This is a genomic window from Pseudomonas sp. PAMC 25886 (assembly GCF_000242655.1).
Taxonomy (GTDB): Bacteria; Pseudomonadota; Gammaproteobacteria; order Pseudomonadales; family Pseudomonadaceae; genus Aquipseudomonas.
Genome location: NZ_AHHC01000094.1, coordinates 1 through 18,131, shown reverse-complemented (window position 1 = coordinate 18,131; position 18,131 = coordinate 1). Strand labels below are relative to the sequence as shown.

General features: G+C 61.9%; 15 protein-coding genes and 1 pseudogene. 9 read left to right on the top strand and 7 right to left on the bottom strand.

Features of this window, described 5'->3' with window-relative positions; translation table 11 throughout:
- A partial coding sequence (locus MUM_RS0132245; RefSeq protein WP_010177089.1) for a TIGR00366 family protein occupies positions 1 to 749 on the bottom strand: 749 nt, incomplete at its 3' end.
- Positions 750 to 937: 188 nt separating this feature from the next.
- Between MUM_RS0132245 and MUM_RS0132240 the strand changes: the two genes are divergently transcribed.
- Positions 938 to 2,221 (top strand): MFS transporter, encoded by a 1,284-nt coding sequence (locus MUM_RS0132240; RefSeq protein ID WP_010177088.1) that lies wholly within the window; start codon positions 938 to 940, stop codon positions 2,219 to 2,221.
- A gap of 114 nt (positions 2,222 to 2,335) precedes the next feature.
- Here MUM_RS0132240 and MUM_RS0132235 read toward each other — a convergent pair whose 3' ends face one another.
- Complete coding sequence (locus MUM_RS0132235; RefSeq protein WP_008437508.1) at positions 2,336 to 3,706, bottom strand: GntT/GntP/DsdX family permease; 1,371 nt, start codon at positions 3,704 to 3,706, stop codon at positions 2,336 to 2,338.
- A 217-nt stretch (positions 3,707 to 3,923) separates the two neighbouring features.
- Here MUM_RS0132235 and MUM_RS0132230 point away from each other — a divergent pair, with 217 nt between their 5' ends.
- Positions 3,924 to 4,829, top strand: coding sequence for a cation diffusion facilitator family transporter (locus tag MUM_RS0132230; protein WP_010177087.1), 906 nt, complete (start codon positions 3,924 to 3,926; stop codon positions 4,827 to 4,829).
- Positions 4,830 to 4,832: 3 nt separating this feature from the next.
- On the opposite strand, the gene MUM_RS0132225 is transcribed toward MUM_RS0132230, so the two are convergent.
- Positions 4,833 to 5,507: a heavy metal response regulator transcription factor gene (locus MUM_RS0132225; protein ID WP_010177086.1), complete on the bottom strand. Its 675-nt coding sequence runs from the start codon at positions 5,505 to 5,507 to the stop codon at positions 4,833 to 4,835.
- Positions 5,508 to 5,668: 161 nt separating this feature from the next.
- On the opposite strand from MUM_RS0132225, the gene MUM_RS0132220 reads away from it, so the two are divergent.
- The 3 genes from MUM_RS0132220 to MUM_RS0132210 are packed head-to-tail and all read left to right on the top strand — an operon-like array spanning position 5,669 to position 11,215.
- Positions 5,669 to 6,913: a TolC family protein gene (locus tag MUM_RS0132220; RefSeq protein ID WP_010177085.1), complete on the top strand. Its 1,245-nt coding sequence runs from the start codon at positions 5,669 to 5,671 to the stop codon at positions 6,911 to 6,913.
- An 18-nt stretch (positions 6,914 to 6,931) separates the two neighbouring features.
- Complete coding sequence (locus MUM_RS0132215) at positions 6,932 to 8,044, top strand: efflux RND transporter periplasmic adaptor subunit (protein WP_010177084.1); 1,113 nt, start codon at positions 6,932 to 6,934, stop codon at positions 8,042 to 8,044.
- Positions 8,045 to 8,062: 18 nt separating this feature from the next.
- Positions 8,063 to 11,215: a CusA/CzcA family heavy metal efflux RND transporter gene (locus tag MUM_RS0132210; RefSeq protein ID WP_010177083.1), complete on the top strand. Its 3,153-nt coding sequence runs from the start codon at positions 8,063 to 8,065 to the stop codon at positions 11,213 to 11,215.
- A gap of 168 nt (positions 11,216 to 11,383) precedes the next feature.
- Here the strand turns inward: MUM_RS0132210 and MUM_RS0132205 are convergent, their stop codons facing one another.
- The 4 genes from MUM_RS0132205 to MUM_RS0132190 form a co-directional block, all read right to left on the bottom strand.
- A complete protein-coding gene (locus tag MUM_RS0132205) occupies positions 11,384 to 12,766 on the bottom strand; it encodes a heavy metal sensor histidine kinase (RefSeq protein WP_010177082.1) in 1,383 nt (460 codons plus the stop codon).
- A complete protein-coding gene (locus MUM_RS0132200; protein ID WP_010177081.1) occupies positions 12,763 to 13,437 on the bottom strand; it encodes a heavy metal response regulator transcription factor in 675 nt (224 codons plus the stop codon). The genes MUM_RS0132205 and MUM_RS0132200 overlap by 4 nt, the downstream gene beginning before the upstream one ends.
- A 218-nt stretch (positions 13,438 to 13,655) precedes the next feature.
- Positions 13,656 to 13,841, bottom strand: a complete 186-nt coding sequence (locus tag MUM_RS0132195; protein ID WP_010177080.1) for a hypothetical protein — start codon at positions 13,839 to 13,841, stop codon at positions 13,656 to 13,658.
- A 160-nt stretch (positions 13,842 to 14,001) separates the two neighbouring features.
- Positions 14,002 to 15,330, bottom strand: coding sequence for an OprD family porin (locus MUM_RS0132190; protein ID WP_010177079.1), 1,329 nt, complete (start codon positions 15,328 to 15,330; stop codon positions 14,002 to 14,004).
- 238 nt (positions 15,331 to 15,568) lie between these two features.
- Here MUM_RS0132190 and MUM_RS0132185 point away from each other — a divergent pair, with 238 nt between their 5' ends.
- The 4 genes and pseudogenes from MUM_RS0132185 to MUM_RS0132175 all read left to right on the top strand — a co-directional run bounded on the left by MUM_RS0132185 (position 15,569) and on the right by MUM_RS0132175 (position 17,956).
- Positions 15,569 to 15,901 carry a DUF2790 domain-containing protein gene (locus MUM_RS0132185; RefSeq protein ID WP_010177078.1) on the top strand — a complete coding sequence of 111 codons (333 nt, stop codon included), beginning with the start codon at positions 15,569 to 15,571 and terminating at the stop codon, positions 15,899 to 15,901.
- A gap of 63 nt (positions 15,902 to 15,964) precedes the next feature.
- A pseudogene (locus MUM_RS1000000135130) lies at positions 15,965 to 16,783 on the top strand (PAS domain-containing protein); the annotation flags it as partial.
- A 108-nt stretch (positions 16,784 to 16,891) separates the two neighbouring features.
- On the top strand, positions 16,892 to 17,323 hold the full coding sequence (locus MUM_RS1000000135125) for a methyl-accepting chemotaxis protein (RefSeq protein WP_371317243.1): 432 nt from the start codon (positions 16,892 to 16,894) through the stop codon (positions 17,321 to 17,323).
- A 54-nt stretch (positions 17,324 to 17,377) separates the two neighbouring features.
- Positions 17,378 to 17,956, top strand: a complete 579-nt coding sequence (locus MUM_RS0132175; protein WP_010177076.1) for a flavin reductase family protein — start codon at positions 17,378 to 17,380, stop codon at positions 17,954 to 17,956.
- Positions 17,957 to 18,131: the final 175 nt, after the last annotated feature.

Genomic DNA, 18,131 nt, shown 5'->3' with positions numbered 1-18,131 from the left:
CACTCGCCCGGGCGGGTCGGCGGCTGTGGCTTGGGCAGGTTGAAGGCCGGGTCGACACCGCAGGCCTTGGCGTCACGGGCGGAGTTCGGCCCGGGAGCAGTGGCGTAGGCGATGATCAGCGAGACCACGATCAGTGCCAGCAACAGCACGCCGGATTGCCACAGGAAGATGGTGTCGGTAAACGGGATCATCCCGGTGATCGACAAAATCGACGGCGGCAAACTCGCCGGGTTGGCCTGCAACTGCGCCGCCGACGACGACAGCCCCAGCGCCCATACCGCGCCCAGGCCCAGATAGGCCGCAGCACCGGCCGCGCGGTAATCCATACGCAAATCCGTACGACGGGCCAGTGCCCGCACCAGCAAGCCGCCGAACACCAGGGACAAGCCCCAGTTGAGCAACGAGGCGACCATCGAAATCAGCGCCACCCAGGCCACGGCAGAACGGCCGTTTTTCGGGATGCGTGCGAGGCGATCGATCAATTTCACAGCGGGCGGGGAGCTGGCGACCACATAACCGCCAATCACCACGAAGGCCATTTGCATGGTGAACGGGATCAAACTCCAGAACCCGTCACCAAACGCCTTGGCGGCCTCGGTCGGCGCGGCGCCCATGCCCAGGGTCGCCACGGCGACGATGATCACGGCGAGGGCGGCAAACACCCAGGAGTCCGGGAACCAGCGCTCGGCGAAGTTGGAACAACGCAGGGCAAATCGGGCGTAGCGGCTTTCTTCGATAGCATCGGCCACGTTCAGTACCTCTATTTGTATTTATTATGGGGGCGGCAGTTTTGCTGCATGTTCCTCTACGGTTATTCATTTGGGAATGTAGTTATCTTCATTGATCAATGAGTAAAGCAAATATATCCAGCGTGATTGCCATCACCCGGCCCAGCTCATAACCTGCAGGCCATTTTGTTTGTCTGCCGAGCTTGCACATGACTGCCACCTCTTATCCACAGGCGCAGCGTTTCTCCCGCTCCGACTACAAAACCCTGGGCCTGGCTGCCTTGGGCGGGGCCCTGGAAATCTACGACTTCATCATCTTCGTATTTTTCGCGCTGACCCTGAGCCAACTGTTCTTCCCGCCGGAAATGCCCGAATGGCTGCGCCTGCTGCAAAGCTTCGGCATCTTCGTCACCGGCTACCTCGCGCGCCCGCTGGGCGGGATCCTGATGGCGCATTTCGCCGATCACTTGGGCCGCAAACGGGTGTTCAGCCTGAGCATCCTGATGATGGCGCTGCCGTGCCTGCTGATCGGGATCATGCCCACCTACGCACACATTGGTTATTTCGCGCCCTTGATCCTGCTGGCGTTGCGCATCCTCCAGGGCGCGGCGGTGGGCGGGGAAGTGCCCAGCGCCTGGGTATTTGTCGCCGAGCACGCCCCGGACAACCATCGTGGTTATGCCTTGGGCTTCCTGCAAGCCGGGCTGACCTTCGGCTACCTGCTCGGCGCGCTGACCGCGACGCTGCTGGCGCAAGTCTTCACCCCGGCAGAAATCCTCGACTACGCCTGGCGCTTCCCGTTCCTGCTCGGCGGCGTGTTTGGCGTGATCGGCGTCTGGCTGCGGCGCTGGCTCAGCGAAACCCCGGTGTTCCTGCAGATGCAGGCCCGCCGCCAGGCTGGCGCCGAATTACCCCTGCGCACCGTCCTGCGGGAACACCGCAACGCGCTGCTGCCGGCCATGATCCTCACCTGCGTGCTCACCTCAGCCGTGGTGGTATTGGTCGTCATCACCCCGACCATGATGCAGAAAACCTTCGGCATGAGCCCCAGCCACACCTTCGCCCTGAGTGCGTTGGGCATCGTGTTCCTGAATATCGGTTGCGTGCTGGCCGGCCTGCTGGTGGACCGCATCGGCGCGTGGCGCGCGGTATTGGTCTACAGCCTGTTGCTGCCGGTGGGGATTGCCGTGCTGTATGCCAGCCTGATTTCGGGCGGCGTGTGGCTGGGCGCGGCGTATGCGATTGCCGGTTTGAGTTGCGGGGTGGTGGGGGCCGTGCCGTCGGTGATGGTCAGCCTGTTCCCGGCGCAGGTGCGCGTGTCGGGGATTTCCTTCACCTACAACATTGCGTATGCGCTGTGGGCAAGTACCACGCCGCTGATGTTGATCGCGTTGATGCCTGCCAGCCCTTGGATCTGCGTGGTGTATTGCGTGGTGATGGGCGCGGTGGGCGCAGTGAGTGCGGCGCATTTTGGCAAGCGCCAACCCACCTGATCGTTCCTACGCTCAGCGTGGGAACGCCTCACTGGACGCTCCGCGTCGGCTCTTGTGACGCGGAGCGTCACGGGCTGCATTCCCACGCGGAGCGTGGGAACGATCATCAGATCCTCAGGTGAGGAAGTGCCACATCAGCAGTGTGCCGACCAGGCCGACGACAGACACGATGGTCTGCAACACCGACCACACCCAAATCGTCTGCTTCAGTTGCAAGCCGAAGTACTCACGCACCATCCAGAAGCCCGCGTCGTTGACGTGGCAGAAGAACACCGAGCCGGCACCAATCGCCAGGGCCACCAGTGAGCTTTGTGTCGCCGCCAGACCCGCCATCATCGGCGCCAGAATGCCCGCCGTTGTCGTCGTGGCAACGGTCGCCGAACCGGTGGCCTGACGCAGCGCCACGGCAATCAGCCAAGCCAGCAACAGGTACGGCATGTGCGCGCCTTCGGCCACTTTGCTGATGGTCTGGCTCACGCCGGCATCCAGCAACGTTTGCTTCAACCCGCCCCCCGCGCCGATGGTCAACAACAGTACCGCGATCGGCGCCAGCGCTTTACGCAAGGTATTGCCCACATCGGCCCGCGGCATGCCGCTGGCCCAACCCAGGCAAATCACCGCCGCAATCACCGCCAGGCCCAGCGCGATCAGTGGCTCACCGAGGAACTTCAAGGTCAGCGCCACCGGGCTTTCCGGCGACATGGCGACCTTGGCCAGGGTGCTGCCGAGCATCAGGATCACCGGCAACAGAATAATCAGCAGCGACACCCCAAAACTCGGCTGGCGCGGCGCCTTGGGCGGTGCACTGAACAGTGCGCCAATGTCGGCCGGCTCATCCACGTGCATGCGCTTGGACAGCCAGTTGCCGTACAACGGGCCGGCCAGAATCACGGCCGGCACGGCGAGGCAAAAGCCCAGCAACATGGTCAGGCCCAGGTCGGCGTGCAAGGCGCTGACTGCAATCAACGGCCCTGGGTGCGGAGGCATCAGGGCGTGCAGGGTGGTCATGCCCGCCAGCGCCGGGATCGCGATTTTCAGCAGCGGCTGGTTCGAGCGCTTGGCCATCACAAAGATGATCGGCACCATCATCACCAGGCCCACTTCGAAGAACAGCGGCAAGCCAATCACCATTGCCACCAGCGCCATGACCCAGGGCAACGACTTGCCCTTGCCCAGGCCGAGCAGGGTAGTGGCGATACGGTCGGCAGCCCCGGACTCGGCCATCAACGCGCCGAGCATCGAGCCCAGGGCAATGATGATCCCGGCTTCACCGAGGATCGCCCCGGCGCCTTTGCTGAACGCCTTGGCCACTTCTTCCGGCGGCAAGCCAGCACCGACACCGGCGATAAACGTGCCGATCAGGATCGACAGGAACGGCGGCAGCTTGGTGGCGCTGATCAACACAATGATGCTGGCGATGGCCAGCAGAACGCAGAACATGAGGCGGGTGTCGTGAACCATCCACGCGGCAGTCGATAACTCCAAAACGGGACTCCTTATCGAACAGGTTGGCTAATGTGTTTCTTTTTGTTTCCTGCTCGAAAAGCATACCTGATAGAACGGTTCCAGAGCGTTCATGTTCAATTTTGGTGCGCACCGCGTAACGCCCGCCTGACGACGTGATGACAATTTCGTAACCCATGCCGGTGGTTTTGGCCTATAGCTCTATGATCAACCGGACGACGACCCACGAGGACATTTCATGAGCGCAGGACACAGCCACGCCCAAGTACGCGCCGGCCACGAACGCAAGTTATGGATCGCCCTGGGGCTGACCTCGAGTTTCATGCTTGCCGAGGTGATCGGTGCCTTTATCACCGGCAGCCTGGCGCTGTTGTCCGACGCCGCTCACATGATGACCGACGCCCTGGCCCTGGCAATTTCCCTGGTGGCGATCCAGGTGGCCAAGCGCCCCGCCGACCGCAAGCGCACCTTTGGCTATGCGCGTTTCGAGATTCTGGCGGCGGCGTTTAACGCGCTGCTGCTGTTCGCCGTGGCGTTCTACATCCTTTATGAGGCGTATCAACGGCTGCAGGCTCCCGCCGAGATCCAGTCCACCGGCATGCTGGTGATCGCCGTGCTGGGGCTGATCGTCAACCTGATTTCCATGCGGTTGCTGAGTGCGGCCAGCGGCGAAAGCCTCAACGTGAAGGGCGCTTACCTGGAGGTCTGGAGCGACATGCTCGGCTCCATCGGCGTGATCATCGCGGCGCTGGTGATCATGTACACCGGCTGGGGCTGGGTGGATTCGGTGGTGGCTGCGGCGATTGGCTTCTGGGTGCTGCCACGCACCTGGACCCTGCTCAAGGAAAGCATGAACGTGCTGTTGCAGGGCGTGCCGGACGGCATCGATATCGACAAGGTCGAGCAGGCGCTTCGTGGTGTGCCCGGAGTAAAGGACGTACACGATCTGCATATCTGGGCGCTCACCAGCGGCAAAAATGTGCTGAGTACTCACTTGGTGGCGGATTCGGCGCAAGGCTCCGAGCAACAGATCCTCAGCCAGGTGACGGAATTACTGCATGAACAATTCGATATTTCCCACGCCACCATTCAGGTGGAGGGCGACGGCTTTCACCACGACGAGCATGACGAGGTGCACGCCTGAGGACTACTCCCGGTCTTCCAGCACATAACCCACGCCGCGCAGGGTGTGGATCAACTTGCGCTCGAACGGGTCATCAATCTTCGCCCGCAGGCGGCGGATCGACACTTCCACCACATTGGTGTCGCAATCAAAATTCATGTCCCACACGAACGAGATAATTTGCGTGCGGGACAGCACCACGCCGCTCTGGCGCATCAGCAAGTGCAGCAGGGCGAATTCCTTGGTGGTCAGGTCGATGCGCTGCAAGCCGCGAAATGCCCGGTGGCGGCCCTGATCCAGTTCCAGGTCGGCCACCCGCAACACATCCGGCACCGGCGAGTGCGTGCTGCGGCGCATCAAGGTGCGCACCCGCGCCAGTAATTCGGGGAATTCAAACGGCTTGACCAGGTAATCATCGGCGCCCAGGTCCAGGCCCTTGATCCGGTCGGCGAGGCGGCCCTGGGCGGTCAACATCATGATGCGCGTGCTGCTGTTCTGGCGGATGCGTTGCAGCACGTCCCAGCCATCCATCAACGGCAGGTTTACGTCCAGCATCACCAGGTCGTAGGCGTGCTGGCGGGACAAATGCAAGCCGTCGGCACCGGTGGCGGCACAGTCGACGATATAGCCACTTTCGCTCAACCCCTGATGTAAGTAATCGGCGGTTTTAGGTTCGTCTTCGATAACCAGAATACGCATGTCGAGGATCCAGCCGGGCAGTGGAAAAGTTGGCCGAAGCTTAAAGCAAAAGCCCGTGGCAGAGCCGTTGCTAACGGATTTGTAATGTTCTGGCCACTCCTCTGATAAGTACCGAAAGTTACATTGCCCACCTGTTAATTCATGGGCATGGAACTCTTGTTATGCCAACGTTCATACGCAAATTACTGTGGGTGGCAGGCGCCTTGTCGACTGTCTTTTTATTGGCCACTGCGACGGTTCAAGAGGCGTCGGCGCAAACCCTGACCCTCGAATCGGCCCTGCAAACCGCCTTCGCCAATAACCCGGAGATGGCCGCCGCCCAATGGGAAATCGACATCGCCCAGGGCGGTCGCCAGCAGGCTGGGTTGATCCCCAACCCGGTCGCTTCCTGGGACGCCGAAGACACCCGCCGCAACTCACGCACCACCACCGTCAAACTGAGCCAAACCCTGGAATTGGGTGGCAAGCGCGGCGCCCGGATTGACGTGGCCACCCGCGCCCAGGAAGCCGCCGCTCTGACCCTGGAACAGCGCCGCAACGTGCTGCGGGCAGAGGTCATCGACGGTTACTACGGCGCGCTTCGGGCCCAGGAACGCCTCGACCTGGCCCAACGCTCACTGGCACTGGCCGAGCGCGGCCTGGTGGTTGCCAATGGCCGTGTCATCGCCGGTAAATCGTCCCCGGTGGAAGCCACACGCGCCCAGGTGCAGCTCTCGGAAATTCGCCTGGAATTCAACCGCGCGCAAATGGGCCTGACCGACGCCTATCGTCGCCTCGCCGCCAGCACCGGTGCGGCGAGCACCGACTTCCAGGCCGTGGCCGCCCAGTCCCAGGCGGCGCCGACATTACCGTCGCCCGCGCAGTTGCTGGGGCGGCTGGAACAAACTGCCGAACTGCGCCTGGCCGAACTGCAAATCGTCCAGGGGGAGGCGGCCCTGGGCCTGGAAAAAGCCCAGCGCATTCCCGACCTCGACGTGTCCATCGGCAGCCAATACGACGCCAGCGTACGTGAGCGGGTCAACGTGGTGGGGGTGTCGATGCCGATCCCACTGTTCAACCGCAACCAGGGCAACGTACTCGCCGCCAGCCGCCGCGCCGACCAGGCCCGCGACCTGCGCAACGCCGCCGAGCTGCGCCTGCGCACCGAGACTCGCCAGGCCCTGGACCTGTGGCAAACCGCGAATACCGAAGTGCGCTCGTTCAACCAACAGATCCTGCCCGCCGCCCAAAGCGCGGTGGACAGCGCCACCCGTGGCTTCGAAATGGGCAAGTTCAATTTCCTCGACGTGCTCGACGCCCAGCGCACCTTGATTGCGGCCCGTACCCAATACCTCACGGCCACCGCTCAGGCGACTGACGCCTGGGTGCGCATCGAACGGATTTACGGCGACCTCGCCCGGTTTTGATTTTTTCAGGAGCGTTCCATGAACAACAAACACAGGATGGCGCTGGCCGTTGCGCTGATGCTGGCGTGGCCGACCCTCAGCGGTGCGGCAGAGGCGGAAGAAGAAGGCAAACTTGAGTTGACCGACCAGCAAATCCAGGCCGCCGGCATTCAACTCGCGCCCGCCCAATCCCGGCAGATCAGCACCGTGCTGTCACTGCCGGGCGAGGTGCGTTTCGACGAAGACCGTACCTCCCACATCGTGCCGCGTGCCGCCGGCGTGGTGGAGTCGGTGAAGGTCAACCTCGGGCAGTCGGTGAAGAAGGGCGAGCTGCTGGCGGTGATCGCCAGCCAGCAGATTTCCGATCAGCGCAGCGAACTGGCGGCCAGCCAGCGCCGGGTCGAACTCGCCCGCACCACCTTCCAGCGCGAGCGCCAGTTGTGGCAGGACAAGATCTCCGCCGAACAGGATTACCTGCTGGCGCGTCAGGCGCTGCAAGAGGCCGAAATCGCCCTGAACAACGCCCGGCAAAAGATGAACGCCCTGAGCGGCAGCGCCGTATTGGTGGGCGGTAATCGCTACGAACTGCGTGCGCCGTTCGACGGCGTGGTGGTGGAAAAACACCTCGGCGTCGGTGAGGTGGTGAGCGAGACCAGCAACGCCTTCACCCTGTCGGACCTGTCCCAGGTGTGGGTCACCTTCGGCGTGTTTCCCAAAGACTTGAACAAGGTCCAGGTCGGCAAGCCGGTGAAGGTCACCTCCTCGGAAATGGGCACCGAAGTGCTCGGCACCGTGGCCTATGTTGGCAACTTGCTGGGGGAGCAGACCCGCACCGCCACTGTGCGCGTCACGGTGCAGAACCCTGACGACTCGTGGCGCCCAGGCCTGTTCGTCGCCGTGCAGGTCGCTACCGATACGTATCAGGCCAAGGTGACGGTGCCGCAGGAAGCAATCCAGACCGTCGAGGACAAACCCTCGGTGTTCGTGCGAACCCCCGACGGCTTCATGACTCGCCATCTCGAATTGGGCGTCAGCGAAAACGGTTTTGTCGAAGTGCGCCAGGGCCTCGACGCCGGAGCGCAGGTGGCCACCGTAGGCAGCTTCATCCTCAAGTCCGAATTGGGCAAGGCCTCGGCCGAGCACGCCCATTGATCCTGCGAGTGATTTCCCATGTTTGAGCGCCTTATCCAATTCGCTATCGAGCAGCGCATCATCGTACTGCTGGCGGTGCTGCTGATGGCCGGTGTCGGCATCGCCAGCTATCAGAAACTGCCCATCGACGCGGTACCCGACATCACCAACGTGCAGGTGCAGATCAACTCGGCGGCGGCGGGGTTTTCGCCGCTGGAAACCGAGCAGCGCATCACCTTTCCGATTGAAACCGCCATGGCCGGGCTGCCGGGTTTACAGCAGACCCGCTCGCTGTCGCGCTCGGGTTTGTCCCAGGTCACGGTGATTTTCAAGGACGGCACCGACCTGTTCTTCGCCCGCCAACTGGTCAACGAGCGCTTGCAGGTGGCCCGCGAGCAACTGCCGGATGGCATCGAAACCATGATGGGGCCGATTTCCACCGGGCTCGGGGAAATTTTCCTGTGGACCGTGGAAGCGAAAGACGGCGCGCGCAAGGAAGACGGCTCAGTTTATACGCCGACCGATCTGCGGGTGATCCAGGACTGGATCATCAAGCCGCAACTGCGCAACGTGCCTGGCGTGGCCGAGATCAATACCATCGGCGGCTTTGCCAAGGAATACCAGATCGCCCCGGACCCCAAGCGCCTGGCGGCCTATAACCTGACCTTGAGTGACCTGGTCACTGCGCTGGAGCGCAACAACGCCAACGTCGGCGCCGGCTACATCGAACGCAGTGGCGAGCAATTGCTGATCCGCGCGCCGGGGCAAGTCGGGTCCATCGACGACATCGCCAACATTGTGATCACCACGTCCGACGGCACGCCGATTCGGGTGCGCAACGTCGCGCAAGTCGATATCGGCCGTGAGTTGCGTACCGGCGCCGCCACCGAAAATGGCCGCGAAGTGGTGCTGGGTACGGTGTTCATGTTGATCGGCGAAAACAGCCGCACCGTGTCCCTGGCGGTCGCGAAAAAACTCGAAGAGATCAACCGCTCACTGCCGGAAGGCGTGGTCGCCGTCACCGTCTACGACCGTACCAACCTGGTGGAAAAAGCCATCAGTACGGTGAAGAAAAACCTCTTCGAAGGGGCGCTGCTGGTGGTGGCGGTGCTGTTCCTGTTCCTCGGCAATATCCGCGCCGCGCTGATCACCGCGATGGTCATTCCCCTGGCCATGTTGTTCACCTTTACCGGGATGTTCACCAACAAGGTCAGCGCCAACCTGATGAGCCTCGGCGCCCTGGATTTCGGGATTATCGTCGATGGCGCAGTGGTGATCGTCGAGAACGCCATCCGCCGCCTGGCCCACGCCCAGCAGCGCCACGGGCGGTTGTTGACCCGCAGCGAGCGCCTGCATGAAGTGTTTGCGGCGGCCAAGGAAGCGCGGCGTGCGCTGATCTTCGGGCAGTTGATCATCATGGTGGTGTACCTGCCGATCTTTGCCCTTACCGGCGTTGCCGGGAAGATGTTCCACCCGATGGCCTTCACCGTGGTGATCGCGCTGCTGGGGGCGATGATTCTGTCTGTCACCTTTGTGCCGGCGGCGATTGCATTGTTCGTGACCGGCAAGGTCAAGGAAGAAGAAAACCTGGTGATGCGCACCGCACGGCGTGTCTATGCGCCAGTGTTGGATTGGGTGATGACGCGCCGGCCGCTGGTGTTCGGCCTGGCGGCGTTGACCATCGTTGCGTCGGGCCTGGTGGCCAGTCGCATGGGCAGCGAATTTATCCCCAGCCTCAGCGAAGGTGACTTCGCCCAACAAGCATTGCGCGTGCCGGGCACCAGCCTGACGCAATCGGTGCACATGCAGCAGCAACTGGAAAAAACCTTGATGGCCGAGGTGCCGGAAATCGAACGGGTATTTGCCCGCACCGGCACCGCAGAAATCGCCTCCGACCCGATGCCGCCGAACATCTCCGACAGTTACGTGATGCTCAAACCCAAGGACCAGTGGCCCGACCCGAAGAAGTCCCGCGAGGCAATCATCGCCGACATCCAGCGCGCCAGTGCGATTGTGCCGGGCAGCGTGTATGAGTTGTCGCAACCGATCCAGCTGCGCTTCAACGAGCTGATTTCCGGGGTGCGCAGTGACGTGGCGGTGAAGGTGTTTGGTGACGACATGGCGGTGTTGAACAAGACCGCCGGGGAAATTGCCGAGACCTTGCAAACCCTCCAGGGCGCCTCGGAAGTGAAGGTGGAACAGACCTCCGGCCTGCCGGTGCTGACCATCAATATCGACCGCGACAAGGCCGCGCGTTTTGGCCTGAATGTGGGCGATGTGCAAGACACGATTGCCGTTGCCGTGGGTGGGCGCCAGGCCGGTACGATGTACGAAGGCGACCGGCGTTTCGACATGGTCGTGCGGTTGTCCGACGCGCTGCGCACCGACATCGAAGGCTTGTCGCGGTTGCTGATCCCGATTCCGGCGCTGGCGAACAACGCGGCGGGACAGTTGGGGTTTATCGCACTGTCGGAAGTCGCCAGCCTGGACCTGGTGCTCGGCCCCAACCAGATCAGCCGCGAAAACGGCAAGCGCCTGGTGATCGTCAGCGCCAACGTGCGTGGGCGGGACATCGGTTCGTTTGTCGAGGAGGCCGGGGCTGCCATCGACGCCCAGGTGAAAATTCCTGCGGGTTACTGGACCACCTGGGGTGGCCAGTTCGAACAGTTGAAGGAAGCCTCCGAGCGCCTGCGCATCGTGGTGCCGGTGGCGTTGCTGCTGGTGTTCGGCCTGCTGTTCATGATGTTCAACAACCTCAAGGACGGGCTGCTGGTGTTCACCGGGATTCCCTTCGCGTTGACCGGCGGGATCATGGCGCTGTGGATGCGGGACATTCCGCTGTCGATCTCGGCGGGTGTGGGCTTTATCGCGCTGTCGGGGGTGGCGGTGCTGAACGGGCTGGTGATGATTGCCTTCATTCGCAACCTGCGGGAAGAGGGCCGCTCATTGTCGGTAGCGATCAACGAAGGCGCCCTGACGCGCTTGCGCCCGGTGTTGATGACGGCGTTGGTGGCGTCGCTGGGGTTTATCCCCATGGCCCTGGCCACCGGCACCGGCGCCGAAGTGCAGCGCCCGTTGGCGACGGTGGTGATTGGCGGGATTATCTCGTCGACGCTGCTGACCCTGCTGGTATTGCCGGCGCTGTATCACTGGGCGCATCGGCGTGAAGAGTTTCAGGATCCTGGCGAATAACCTGTGGCTGAGGGGCTTGTCCTGTGGACCAAGAGGCTTGTCCTGTGGCGAGGGGGCTTGTCCCCCGTTGGAGTGCGTAGCACTCCTGCTTTTTTTAGGGCCGCTACGCAGCCCAACGGGGGACAAGCCCCCTCGCCACAGAAGTTCCTGCCACAACAGGCAGGTCCACTACAGGGGAAACACCAACCGAAACACAGTGAAACCTCCGGGCTCGCTGCTGACTTCTGCCCGGCCTTGATGCAGGGTCATGATCGACCGCACGATGGCCAGACCCAGCCCGGTCCCCCCTTCGGAGCGGGCGCGGCTGCTGTCGACGCGGTAGAAACGCTCGAACAGGTTCGGCAGGTGGTGCGCTTCAATCCCAGGGCCCGGGTTGCCCACCGACAGCGACACCTGCTGCCCGTGGGTTTCCACCTGCAACGACACCGTGGAGGCGTGCCGGGTATGCCGGATGGCATTGGACAACAAGTTGGAAATCGCCCGCTGAATCATCAGGCGGTCGCCATGCACCGAGGCATCGCCGTTGAGGCTCAGGGTCAGGTGCTTGTCTTCGGCACTCAAGGCAAACAATTCCATGACCCGGCGCGCTTCGTCGGCCAGGGACACCGGCGCAAACGAAACCCGCGCCGTCGGGTGGCTGACCTGCGCCAGAAACAGCATGTCGGAGACGATCCGTGCCAGGCGTTCCATCTCCTCGGTGCTGGATTCCAGTACCGCCTTGTACTCCTGGGGCGGTCGCTCACGGGACAACGTCACCTGCGCCTTGCCCATCAAGTTGGTCAGCGGCGCACGGAGTTCATGGGCCAGGTCATCGGAGAACTGCGACAGCTGCTGCACCCCGCCGTCCAGGCGCTGCAGCATGAAGTTGATGCCTTGCGCCAACTCGCCCAGCTCCTTGGGCAAGTTATCCACAGCCAGCCGATGAGTCAGGTCCTGAGTGGTGACCTTGGCGGCGACGCGGCTGAACTGTTGCAGCGGCGCCAGCCCGCGTTGCACCACCCACCAGGCGCCAATGCCGATCAGCAGCAACAGCAGCGGCAGGGCGATCACCGTGGAGCGCAGGTAAGCACTGAGCAAGGCCTGATCGTCCATGCGGTCGAGCGACAGCAACACCCGCACGCGTTCGCCGCTGGCCAGGCGCATCAGGCTGGAGGCACTCAGCACTTGGTTGCCGTTGCTGTCGTCCCAGTTCAGGTAGCCGAGGTTTTGCCGCGGGGCGAAGTCGGTCAGCAACGGTTCCTGGGGCTTGGCGCCGACACTGAGCAGCACCGCGTCATCGGGCGCGGTGGCGACGATGGTCAGGTAAAAATTGTCATGCCCCATGACCAGGTCCATCAGCGAGTGCGGGCGGGCCCGGATGGCGCGGGTGTCCAGGCCCAGGGCCAGGCTGTGCTGGATCTGCTCCATCTTGCTTTCCAGGCCCTTGCGCGCCAGGTTCTCAAGCTCGTGGGTCAGCGCCAGGTACGCCAGCGTCGCGAGCAACACCACCAGGCCCGCGCCCATCAGGCTCACCGTCAGCCCCAGGCGCATCGACAGGCTGCTGGATCTCATTGGCGGGCCTCCAGCACATAGCCCACGCCACGAATGGTGTGGATCAGCTTGACGTCACTCTGGTCATCGACCTTGGCCCGCAAGCGGCTGATGGAGACTTCCACCACGTTGGTGTCGCAGTCGAAATTCATGTCCCAGACCAGGGAAATAATCTGCGTGCGGGTCAGCACTTCGCCGGACTGGCGCATCAACACATGCAGCAGGGCGAACTCTTTGGTGGTCAGGTCGATGCGCCGAGTGCCGCGGTATGCGCGGTGGCGGCGCGGGTCCAGTTCCAGGTCCGAAACACGAAATACGTCCGGCACCGGTATGTGTTCACTGCGACGCAACAGGGTACGCACGCGGGCCAGCAGCTCGGGAAACTCGAAGGGTTTGACCAGGTAATCGTCGGCGCCCATGTCCAGGCCCTTGATCTTGTCGGTCAGCCGGCCACGGGCGGTCAGCATCATCACCCGCTGGTTGCTGTCGCGGCGCAGTTGCTCCAGCACGTCCCAGCCGTCCCTGGCCGGCAGGTTTACATCGAGAATCACCAGTTCATAGGCGTGTTGCCCGGCCAGGTGCAGGCCGTCCAAGCCGCTGGCCGCACAGTCGACCACGTAACCGCTTTCGGTCAGGCCCTGCTGCAGGTAGGCAGCAGTCTTTTGCTCGTCCTCAACCACAAGGATACGCATGGGGATTTACCTTTTATTGATAGAGAGAGACTGGGATTGGAATTTTCGGAAGCCTGAAGGCTGAAGTAGCTTCAGGGTCAATCAACCAGTTTGTGACTGGTTGTTGCGCTGCAATCCTGCGGACAAAAAAAACGCCCCATCCGGGGCGTTAAAAATTCATCTCTTTCCAAAGGAGCTACACAAAAGCTTCAGAGATGAATGTGCTCGGTGTGCGCCGTTCAGATCGACTGCTTCTGTGCGTCGGCGGGAGCGGCCTCGGCCACGGACTGTTCGCCGTGGACCTGCTGCTGTTGCTGGCGGAACTCGGCGAGAAATTGCCGGGAACGGTCGGCACCGTCGTCGGCCAGGGCGACGGTGGATGTAGCGCCGAGAAAGCTGATCAATAACACGTAAGATGGCTTCATGACTGTTCTCCAATTAAGGCGTGTGCCGTTAGTTGGGTCCAGTATATGAAGTTCAACTTAACGAGAAGGTGAGGCGCATATTACAGTTCTGACAGACTTCAAATTGTGAACAGATGTTAGTCAACGGCAAGTGAATGTAAGCACCTGCCGTTGTGACGGTTTAAAGGATCGCCAGCGGATACTCCACAATCAACCGGACTTCTTCCAGGTCTGACTCAAACGCACTTGAACGAACGGTCGCCTGACGCAACCGCAGCGACAGGTCTTTCAAGTTGCCGCCCTGCACCACGTACTTGGCCTCGATATCCCGTTCCCAGCGGCGTTGATCGGTCAGCGGGTCGCCGGCCGCGTCCCGGCGCATGTACACCGCGTTGGCGTTGCTGTAGTCGGCGCCGGTGCCTTTGGCGTAGCGGGTCATGAACGAGAGACCGGGAATGCCGAAGGGCTGCATGTCGAGGTTATAGGTGAGCATCCACGAGCGTTCCTTGGGCGAGTTGAAGTCGCTGTACTGGATCGAGTTGTTGAGGAAGATCGAGTCGGACATGCGCAGGTAGTCAAAGTCGTCGTCCCCGTTGTTGCGCTGGTGGGACAAGGCCAGGCTGTGGGCGCCCACCTTGACCCCGAGCCTGGCGCTCCAGATGTTGTTATCGAACTCGCCCAGGCGTTTTTTGCCCTCGTCCACGGCCTTGTAATAGTTGAAGTCGCCAAACAGTGACACGTCATCGTTCAGCGGGTAGCTGGCGGCGCTGCCGAAGTAGTACTGGTCCCAGGCATCCTTCAGGCGGCTGGTGTACAGGCTGACGCTGAGGTGCTTGTTCACCTGGTAGTCGCCACCGGCATAGCCGATCCAGGGCGAATCCACCTTGCCCGCATAAAAGGTCGCAAAGCCTTTGTCCATGCCGCTCTGGGTCGGCTGGCTCATGCCGTCCAGGTGCCCGGCCTGCAAGCTCAGGCCCTCGATACTGGTGTTTTGCGCGGTGACGCCGCGAAAGCTTTGCGGCAATACGCGCGAGTCGCCGTAGGCCACCACCGGGGTCAGCGGGAACACATCACCGGCCTTGATCACGGTATCCAGCAGGCGCACTTTTACCGCGCCACCGAGCTTGCTGTAGCCGTCTTCGGGGTGATTGTCGCTGTCCACCGGCAGCACGCCGAACGAGCCCTTGCCGCCGCTGCGGCCGGTGCCGGAGTCGAGTTTCAGGCCATACATCGCAAAGGCGTCCAGGCCGAAACCCACCGACCCCTGGGTAAAACCGGACTCGAATTTGCCGATAAACCCCTGGGCCCAGGCTTCGGAGTAGCCATTGCCGGTGGGGCTCGACTGGCCTTTGCGGTCGTCACGGTTGAAATAGAAGTTACGGGCCAGCACGTTCAGCGTGCTGCCTTCGATAAAACCTTCGGGTTTGTCTTCCACGGCCATGCCTGGAAGCGGTGCAAGGCCCGCCAGGGCGGCAATCATGGAAACGGAAAGTGTGCGGTTAGTGCTCATGTAGCGCTCCTCGGTTTTGGCAGCTATTAGCTTCTTATCGATGGGGCATTCTTGTTGTGGTGTTGCCCAAGCAGATAGTTGCAAACACGAGATAACGACGAGGTGGCGCACAGATTACAATTTTGGAATTTCAATAAAACATAACCAATAAGTAATCTTTCGGTGAACTTTACGACAGGCTTGGTTAGTTACCCTTGCTCTGAACTTTTAATTCAATAAGTCAGACGAGGAAGCCCTCATGAACACCCTGAAAACCACGGTTGCGGCATTGGCCCTGATCTTTTCCGTCGGCGCGATGGCTGAAGGCGGAGGTGATCGCACCTTCGCCCAGATGATGCAAAACAACGAGCAGGCGATGGCCGCCTACGCCGCGAAAAAGGGCCTGCCTGCGCCCGTCGTCCAGAGCTATCGCTACGGCATGAAGCTGGACATTGCCAAGGTGGTTAACGTGACGCCGCCGATCCGTTCGTGCACCGCAGTGCCGTCGCGCATGACCTATGAAGACTCCACCGGCAAACTCAATACGCTGCAGTATCAGGTCATGGGTATCTGCCGTAACAACGGCAGTTGAGGTCTCGAAAAATATAATTGAGCAACGGGCTAAAGCGCTCTTAAGAAAACGCCGGTAGCGCCGATGCAGGTCAGATCCCGTCCTCATTTGCCCACCGGTGCCTCCATGTTCAACACCCGTCTCAAGCAGGAGCTGTCTGCTCTTCGCGAAGAATTATCAAGCCTGCAGCAGGTCAAGGAGAGCCTGGACAGTGAAATGATGACCCTGACACTGGATCCCGAGGGGCGCATCGAGTCGGTCAATGCCATCTTTCTTCAGGAGATGGGTTACCAGGCAAGCCAACTGCAAGGTCGCTTGATCGACGATATGGTGCCGGCGCACGTCAAGCAGGACACGTTTCAACTGCGTTTCAAAAACGCCCTGGTGCGTGGCGAGCACTTCGCCGGTACCGTGCGCCTGAACCGGGGCAACGGCGACGAGGCGTGGCTGCGCTCCATCGTGCAGCCGGTGCGCAGTTCGGACGGACGCATCAAGCATTTTTCGGTGTACTCCAGCGACCTGACGCGCACCATCGAGGCGTCTCGTGAACACGAAAACCTGATCACTGCGCTGGTGCGCTCCACGGCGGTGATCGAGTTTGACCTCAACGGTAATGTGCTGACGGCCAATGACCGTTTCCTCAACGGCATGGGTTACAGCCTGGCGCAGATCCAGGGCAAGCATCACCGGATATTCTGTGAGTCGCAGGACGCCAACAGCGTCGAGTACCAACAGTTCTGGAAGCGCCTGAACGCCGGCGAATTCGTCGCCGGCCGCTTCAAGCGTATCGACAGTCATGGCCGCACCGTGTGGCTGGAGGCTTCCTACAACCCGGTACTCGACGCCAATGAGCGGCTGTACAAAGTGGTCAAGTTCGCCACGGTGATCACCGACCAGGTCAACCAGGAGCAGGCCGTGGCCGACGCGGCCAACATCGCCTACAGCACCTCGCTGCAAACCGACAGCAGCGCCCAGCGCGGCACCACCGTGGTCACCCAGGCGGTGGACGTGATGCGCGACCTGGCCAAGCACATGCAACAGGCGGGCGAGGGCATCGAAGCGCTGAACGCCCAGTCTCAGGTGATTGGCAGCATCGTCAAGACCATCAGCGGCATCGCCGAACAGACCAACCTGCTGGCCCTCAACGCCGCCATCGAAGCCGCCCGCGCCGGTGAGCAAGGCCGTGGTTTTGCGGTGGTGGCCGATGAGGTTCGGCAACTGGCGTCGCGCACCAGCAAGGCCACCGAGGAAATCGTCGGCGTGGTGCGCCAGAACCAGGACATGGCCCGCGACGCCGTGGCGCTGATGACCGATGGCCGCCTGCAAGCCGAACAAGGCCTGGCCCTGGCGGCCGAGGCGGGCACGGTGATCGTGGAGATCCAGGACGGTGCGCAGAAAGTGGTCAGCGCCGTGGGGCAATTCGCCAATCAACTGAGCAGCTAGTCACCGGGGCTCATGCTTGAGGTATCGTAGGTTTTTTTTCCGAGCCTTTCGTCCATGAGCCCAAACCATCGCCGTCCCGTCCCGCTGTCCAAGGCCTACCGCTTGCTCAACCACGGCCCGACCGTGCTGGTCAGCGCCGCGCACAACGGCCAGCGCAACATCATGGCGGCTGCGTGGGCCATGCCGCTGGATTTCGAACCGCCCAAAGTTGCCGTCGTGCTGGACAAGGCCACCTGGACCCGGCAACTGCTGGAAGGCGCCGGCACCTTTGTGCTCAACGTGCCGTGTGCGGCCCAGGCCGATATCGTGCAGACGGTGGGTAACACCACCGGCAGCGAGACCGACAAGTTCGCAGCGTATGGCTTGCAGACGTTCAGTGGTGAACACACTGATGCGCCGATGCTCGAAGGCTGCGTAGCGTGGCTGGAGTGCCGGTTGCTGCCGGAGCCGCATAACCAGCAGACCTACGATTTGTTCCTCGCCGAAGTGGTAGCGGCCGAGGCGGATGAGCGGGTGTTCAGTGATGGCCGCTGGCATTTCGAAGGGCAGGATGCGCTGCGTACCTTGCACCATGTGGCGGGTGGGCATTTCCTGACGATTGGCGAGCCGCTGGAAGGCAAGAACCTGGCGTGAGGCTGTACATCAAACCCTGTGGCTAGCGGGCTTGTCCTGTGGCTATGGGGGTTGTCCTGTGGTGAGGGGCTGTCCTGTGGTGAGGGGGCTTGTCTGTGGTGAGGGGGCTTGTCCCCCGCTGGAGTGCGTAGCGCTCCCGCTTTTTTTGGGGCCGCTACGCAGCCCAGCGGGGGAC

Excerpts from the sequence above, each read along its gene's own strand:
- MUM_RS0132240 (WP_010177088.1), top strand. The coding sequence starts at position 938 with ATGACTGCCACCTCTTATCCACAGGCGCAGCGTTTCTCCCGCTCCGAC.
- MUM_RS0132230 (WP_010177087.1), top strand. The coding sequence starts at position 3,924 with ATGAGCGCAGGACACAGCCACGCCCAAGTACGCGCCGGCCACGAACGC.
- MUM_RS0132225 (WP_010177086.1), bottom strand. The coding sequence starts at position 5,507 with ATGCGTATTCTGGTTATCGAAGACGAACCTAAAACCGCCGATTACTTA.
- MUM_RS0132220 (WP_010177085.1), top strand. The coding sequence starts at position 5,669 with ATGCCAACGTTCATACGCAAATTACTGTGGGTGGCAGGCGCCTTGTCG.
- MUM_RS0132215 (WP_010177084.1), top strand. The coding sequence starts at position 6,932 with ATGAACAACAAACACAGGATGGCGCTGGCCGTTGCGCTGATGCTGGCG.
- MUM_RS0132210 (WP_010177083.1), top strand. The coding sequence starts at position 8,063 with ATGTTTGAGCGCCTTATCCAATTCGCTATCGAGCAGCGCATCATCGTA.
- MUM_RS0132205 (WP_010177082.1), bottom strand. The coding sequence starts at position 12,766 with ATGAGATCCAGCAGCCTGTCGATGCGCCTGGGGCTGACGGTGAGCCTG.
- MUM_RS0132200 (WP_010177081.1), bottom strand. The coding sequence starts at position 13,437 with ATGCGTATCCTTGTGGTTGAGGACGAGCAAAAGACTGCTGCCTACCTG.
- MUM_RS0132195 (WP_010177080.1), bottom strand. The coding sequence starts at position 13,841 with ATGAAGCCATCTTACGTGTTATTGATCAGCTTTCTCGGCGCTACATCC.
- MUM_RS0132190 (WP_010177079.1), bottom strand. The coding sequence starts at position 15,330 with ATGAGCACTAACCGCACACTTTCCGTTTCCATGATTGCCGCCCTGGCG.
- MUM_RS0132185 (WP_010177078.1), top strand. The coding sequence starts at position 15,569 with ATGAACACCCTGAAAACCACGGTTGCGGCATTGGCCCTGATCTTTTCC.
- MUM_RS1000000135125 (WP_371317243.1), top strand. The coding sequence starts at position 16,892 with ATGCGCGACCTGGCCAAGCACATGCAACAGGCGGGCGAGGGCATCGAA.
- MUM_RS0132175 (WP_010177076.1), top strand. The coding sequence starts at position 17,378 with ATGAGCCCAAACCATCGCCGTCCCGTCCCGCTGTCCAAGGCCTACCGC.